At 56.2% G+C, this 6,097-nt stretch carries 4 protein-coding genes; 1 reads left to right on the plus strand and 3 read right to left on the minus strand.

Annotated features, from left to right (window positions below; translation table 11 throughout):
* The coding region (locus H5U08_RS08385; RefSeq protein WP_297032102.1) for a DUF4091 domain-containing protein at positions 1-1,040 on the plus strand (1,040 nt) is incomplete at its 5' end.
* A gap of 656 nt (positions 1,041-1,696) precedes the next feature.
* Here H5U08_RS08385 and H5U08_RS08390 read toward each other — a convergent pair.
* The 3 genes from H5U08_RS08390 to H5U08_RS08400 form a co-directional block, all read right to left on the minus strand.
* Positions 1,697-3,136: a sulfatase gene (locus H5U08_RS08390; protein WP_366494276.1), complete on the minus strand. Its 1,440-nt coding sequence runs from the start codon at positions 3,134-3,136 to the stop codon at positions 1,697-1,699.
* Entirely contained in the window at positions 3,126-4,583 is a 1,458-nt protein-coding gene (locus H5U08_RS08395) for a sulfatase (RefSeq protein WP_297032104.1), read from the minus strand. The genes H5U08_RS08390 and H5U08_RS08395 overlap by 11 nt, the downstream gene beginning before the upstream one ends.
* 901 nt (positions 4,584-5,484) lie before the next feature.
* On the minus strand, positions 5,485-6,097 hold a 613-nt coding region (locus H5U08_RS08400; RefSeq protein ID WP_297032106.1), incomplete at its 5' end, for a DegT/DnrJ/EryC1/StrS family aminotransferase.

Here is a 6,097-nt window from a genome sequence, read left to right on the forward strand (position 1 = left end):
ATCTCTATGTGACGCTTGAGTATTCCGACGGGCTCAAGCCTTTTCTGCAAAAGCTCGACCAGCATCTGGCAGAAAAAGGTTGGCTATCCAAAGCCATGATCCACGTAAGCGATGAGCCGTCCATCAGGAATGCGGATTCCTGGCGGGAAGCCTCGGCTCTTGTTCATCAGGCAGCACCGCAAATCCGCAGGATTGACGCGATTGAGACCACGGACTTCGACGGCTTTCTCGAAGTCTGGGTCCCCAAGCTTTCTCAATATGACGCATGGCGCGAAGCGTTTGAAAAGCGTCGCGACTCGGCTGAGCTCTGGTACTATATCTGTTGCCATCCCTTTGGAAACGTCTATCCCAACCGATTTCTGGATTTCCCGGGGGCGTCTGTACGGGTGCTTCACTGGATCAACTACCGCTACGATCTGAAAGGGTATCTCCACTGGGGATGGAACTTTTGGGGTGAAAATCCCTTTGGGGTGCCACGCGAGAACCTTCCTCCAGGAGACACGCATGTCGTCTATCCCGGCCGTAACGGCCCGCTCGACTCCATCCGTTGGGAAATCCAGCGCGAAAGTCTCGAGGACTTTGAATACCTCTATCTGCTTGAAAGCAAGATCGAACAAATTCGCAAACGGTTAGGTGATGCCGCACGATTAATTGATCCGCGCCAGCGGCCGCTGGAGCTTGCTCGACGCGTGGTTCCCGAGTTAGGCTGTGTCACCCGAGAGAGTTCCGTAATTTGGCAAACTCGAAAACTCATTACTGACGAAATTGAAGCCCTGGATCGGCCTCCTCTCGGTCTGCTTGTTACTCAACCGCCGGAAGGAACGCCCCTCATCTATGGTCCTGTCAATCTGGAGGTCCGCGGAGTCGTAGAAACGGGAACGCAAGTCATGGTGAATGGGAGTCCCGTTTCGGTACGCTCCGACGGCTGGTTTGGATGTCGCGCGACTCCCCGTGGTGAGCGCGGAGAAGTGCGCGTGGAATTTCGCAAGGACAATCACACGAAGACAATGACGCGATACTTTACCGTCCGCCGTTCCTAATGCCCCATCGCCGTTTGATTTTCGTGTGTAAAGGGGGCTTGTGATGGTTCGATTGGCAGTTGGGAGGGAGAATCAGCTCAGGGAGGAGGAAATGTTTCACAAGGATGTATGGAAACCGCTGCGCAAGAACATGCCGAACTGAAACCGTGGCCGTGCCAAGCGGATCGGCTACGAGTATGTGCGTCAAGGGACGTGCACGGTGTGGACGTGTGTTGAACCGCTGGACTTTTGGCGCGATGTCCGTGTGAGTGTGCACGAGAGCTATCGCCCGGGCATCTCTTGCCCGAAAGCAAGAGCGCCGCGGCAGGCAGCGGACAGGCGGAACTCGTTGCCCAAACACCGGTTAAGAAAAACGCCCGCGTTCCCGATTCCGGGATTCAGGCGTTAACTGGCAAGGTAGGCGGTTTCGCTACCAACAAGAACACGCCGCGAACGCAGCTCTCTTCGTAATACGTTCCTCCTTGACTGATTTTGGAAGTGCTTATGTGAGAAGAACTTGCCGAGTTTGAGACCCGTTCGGTCGGCTGGTCCGCGAAGGCGACCGTTGCCGAAAGCGGTGTGATCGGGTTAGCTCCTTGACGGACCACATACGTCTTGCCCGACGGTCGAGTCGACGGGACTTGATCGGAGGACAGCCGTGTTTATTCGACGACGAATCACTGAAAACCCCCGTTTGTGTATCGAGCGGAGAGAGGTTTGGGATTCTCAACATAGCCGGCCGGACGGCTGTGGCTGGTGATGTCATCGTTGAACTTCTTGATACGTGCCAGAAGCTGTTCGGCGATATCGGGATGGGCGTGGAGGACGTTGTTTCTCTCACCGATATCCTCGTCCAGATTGTAGAGTGCCGCAGGTTTGCCCGCTTCGACACGCAATTTCCAAGGCCCCACGCGAACGCATTCCAGCGTGTTTTCCCTGTAATAAAAGAATGCGTCGTGCGGGCTCGGCGCATCTTCGGTCAACACCGGCCAAATGTCCTTGCCGTCGATCACGCGATCCTTGGGCACGCGAGCCCCGGCCAGGCGGGCGAAGGTAGGCAGTAGATCCATGGCGGTTATCAACTTATCGTTGACCCGGCCCGCCGGAATATGCCCCGGCCAGCGAACCACGGCGGGAACTCGCATGCCGCCTTCGTAGGTGGTGCCCTTGCTTCCTCGTAACGGTCCGGCGCTGCCTTTGCCGTTACCAATCGGTCCATTATCGGAGGTGAAAAACACCAGTGTTTTGTCGTCCAGCCCCAGTCGTTTCAGCGTGTCGAGCACTTGCCCGACAGACCAATCGATCTCCTCAATGGCGTAGGGATAGAGTTCGTCGCGAACCTTGTTGTTGTCCGGGGCATGACTCTGCACTTCCGCGGCCAGTTGGTCTTTGATGGCTTGCGGGACATTCTTCAGAAACGGCGGCGCCACGTGCAACGGACGGTGCGGGAGAAACTCCGCAAGGTAGAGGAAGAAAGGACGGTCCTTATTGGCTTCGATAAAGGCGACGGCGCGCTGCGTGATGCGGGCAGTCATGAAATCCAGGTCCGGATCCAACTCGAGTACGGTCTCTCCGTCCAGCAAGGGCAAAGGCGAAAAATGATACTTCTTGTTGTTCGGGTGCGTGGGATGGATGTCCCAACTGTAAGGCATCCCGAAGAATTCGTCGAAACCTTGGCGCGTAGGCAAAAACGCCGGCTGATCACCGAGGTGCCATTTTCCGAATATGCCTGTGCGATACCCCACGGACTTCAACACCTCGGCGATGGTGATTTCACTTGGATTCAATCCCTTGTGGTCTGCGTCAAGCAAGACGGCAAGCCGCGACCCCGTGGCCATGTCGATCCGCTTCGGGTAACACCCGGTCATCAGCGCTGCGCGAGAGGGCGTGCAAACCGGGGCGGCCACATAGAAGCTGGTGAGCCGTTGGCCTTCCGCGGCCATCCGGTCAATTCGGGGCGTCTTGACCTTGCCCCCGAAGCAGCCGAGGTCGCCGTAGCCCTGGTCGTCGGTCAAGATGACGATGAAATTGGGTCGCGGGGGCCCGCCCAAAGCGGGAACCACGCCCGACAAAAACGCGATCATCGCAGCCAGTATAGAACACGTTCTACCCTTCATTTTCATTTTGTCCGTTGGATTGCTTCTGCCTTGGCGCAACATTTATTTCCGTGGAAAGGGTGCGCCGCGGTGCACCGAAGGTGCGGGCATTCGCGCCAAACCGGTCGTGGTCCCCGATGTCCTCCCGTGCCCACTCCGCCAACTTCATCAACTCGGCCACCTTATCCGGGTGCTGGTCAGCGACATCGGTGGTCTCACCAATATCGGCCTCTAAATCATAAAGCTGGGGTTTCTGAATCCGAATGGCATCCTGCGGCGCAACATGCTTCCTCCACGTCACGGCAATGCTGTGTTGGAGTGGCTCAGTATGCGGCAGCATCAACTTCCAGCGACCATAGCGAACCGCCCGCAGGCAGTCGTGCTGGTAGTAGAAAAAGCTGCGGTCCAGGTGGTCTGTCTTGCCGAACATCAGTGGAGAAATATCAACCCCGTCAATCACGCGGTCGGTCGGAATTGCGGCGCCGGCCAGCTTGGCGATGGTCGGCAACAGATCAATGGTGGCCGTCACCGCCTTGCACTCCGTCCCGGCGGGAATTCTGCCCGGCGCACGCATGATGCACGGCACACGCAAACCGCCCTCCCAACAGGAGGTCTTGCCGCCGCGCAGCGGACCGGCATGCCCGCCGTCCTGCTTGCGGAACAACCATGGGCCGTTGTCGCTGGTGAAAATAATGTAGGTGGACTCGTCGAGACCGAGTTCCTTCACCTTGTCGAGCAGGCGTCCGACGTTGAAATCGATTTCCTCAATCACGTCACCATACAACCCACCTGCCGACTTCCCCTTGAAATCTGCTGAGGCGGCAAGCTTCGTGTGCGGCATCGTGTGCGCCAGATAGAGAAAGAACGGCTTGTCCTTATTCTGTTCCAGAAAGGCGATCGCCTCATCGGTGTAGCGTTTGGTCAACGTGGACATGTCGGCGTTTTTCTCAACCACCTGTGTATTGCGAATCAGATTGACGAACGTGTCGTTGCTCGAGGGGGTCCCGAAGTAGTAGTCGAAACCCTGGTACACAGGCAAAAGCTCCGGCCTGTAGTTGGTCTGGCTGTGGCCGGCCAGATCCCACTTGCCGATTGCCGCGGTCACATACCCCCGTGTCTTCAGCACCTCGGCAATGGTGATCTCTTCGGAATGCAGTTGAGGGTGAATCGAATCGGGGTCGCCCTGCCGTGCGACGCGAAGCGGATAGCACCCGGTCATCAACGCAGCACGCGACGGGCCGCAGACGGTCTGGGCATAAAAGCTGGTGAACCGCATGCCCTCCCTCGCCATCTGATCAAGCCGCGGCGTCCTGATGTTGGGCGATCCGAAGCAGCCGAGGTCGCCATAGCCTTGGTCGTCGGTGAGAATGATGATGAAGTTGGGTTTCGCCGCCGTTTTGTCCGCCGCCAAGCTCACGGCAGACACGCAAAACAAGCCTATTGCCAGTACGATTGCTTTTCTCACCATTGATCAACCCTCTCCACGTGTTTTGCCTCGCTCTTGCGGACATGCTCAAGGAACAGCTCCGTGCCGTCCGCTGTCATCAATCGCTCGTCTCGCCTGATTCGCGACCTGGGTCGGATCAAGCATGGCCGTCGGCTTTGTTCCTAGTTCCTGAACAATGTTTGCATAAGCTGGATCCAGTGCCAGATTGTGCACTTCCTCGACATCCGCCTGCTCATCAAACAACCTGGCACAGCATCCTTCATCGTACCTGTTTTGCTTGCCAAGAAGTACCAGGCACCGGGAAACCCCGCAATTATTGGGCGCGTCTGATCGACACAAAGCAGCAGAATATTGGGCCTGTCTATGAATTCCACAGGCGCACTGCGCGCCAATCCGGCAACAAAAACCGTCCACAGAACGGTGAGTAATCGAATTCTGTTGCCCGTGCCTTCACGTCAATCGTAATCCGAACTTCGAAAGGATCCTGAGTGCCCAGGCCGCGGAAACGTCATGCCGAGAAAAAGCAAACAATACCGTGCGACACACGTTTGCAGATTTTCAGGAAGCTCCGCTGCTCGTCCGTTTCAGCCCCGGCCAGCACATAGAGAGCACGAGCCGGACGGTCGAGAATGCCCTGCTTGTGGAGCCGAATTCGGCATCCATGCTCTGGCCTCCTTCGAAGCGTCAATGAACCATCGTCCCTGCAAATTCATCGATTTCGGCCAGAGCAATATTCCCCTATAGTACTCACTTCCTGAAGTCTCCCTGCAAGTAGCACAGTATTCACGGGAAAATCCGAGAGATAAGCGGTCCGCCCAGCACGTATTATTGCTCACTTTTCTTTTTGCACTTCGATCAGCTCGGCCCGATGTTTATTATATTCGGGGATGTCCTGTCACATCCTTTCTCCCGTGAAGAATCTTCAGGCCTTCTGCAATTCCTTGGCATGTTTTTTGATTTTGCTGATCGCCACAGCGATTTTTTCCATGGTCTGACGATCAGTGAGTAACACATTCTGATAGAACCAGACGGACTGCTCGCACAGCTTGTCGTTTTCGGGACATTCATTTTTACTCGGCCAGGCATCGATGACTTCCCGACCATAAACACGGATGTAAGGCTCCGACCGGAGCGCGTCGAGGAGAAACTTTTCCTTATTCAGCGGGCTATATCCCGGCGAACAGGGGACGCCTTCAGCGCGAAGGGCATTGACGAATCGGTTGCGGGGGAGTCCCGAGAATTCCGCCGGGTCATAGCGAAACATAAAGAGATGGTAGGCGTTGCGTGTGCACTGCGGATATTGCCGTGCAGGTGAAATACCCGGAATTTCTGACAGCAGCTTTGTAAGATAGGCCGCGTTATCGCTGCGGAGGTCCGCCCGTTCTCGAATTCCTTCCATCTGGCTGAGAAGAAGAGCCCCTTGAAATTCCGTCATCCGAAAGTTGCCGTTTCGTCCGAAGGCAAGGTTGGTTGAACCGCTCGCTTTTGGACGTTTTCGATAACTGTTGTGGAAGGCACAACAGGCATCGGCGAGG

This window comes from Thermogutta sp. (assembly GCF_014359955.1).
Classification (GTDB): domain Bacteria; phylum Planctomycetota; class Planctomycetia; order Pirellulales; family Thermoguttaceae; genus Thermogutta.

Excerpts from the sequence above, each read along its gene's own strand:
- H5U08_RS08390 (WP_366494276.1), bottom strand. The coding sequence starts at position 3,136 with ATGAAGGGTAGAACGTGTTCTATACTGGCTGCGATGATCGCGTTTTTG.
- H5U08_RS08395 (WP_297032104.1), bottom strand. The coding sequence starts at position 4,583 with ATGGTGAGAAAAGCAATCGTACTGGCAATAGGCTTGTTTTGCGTGTCT.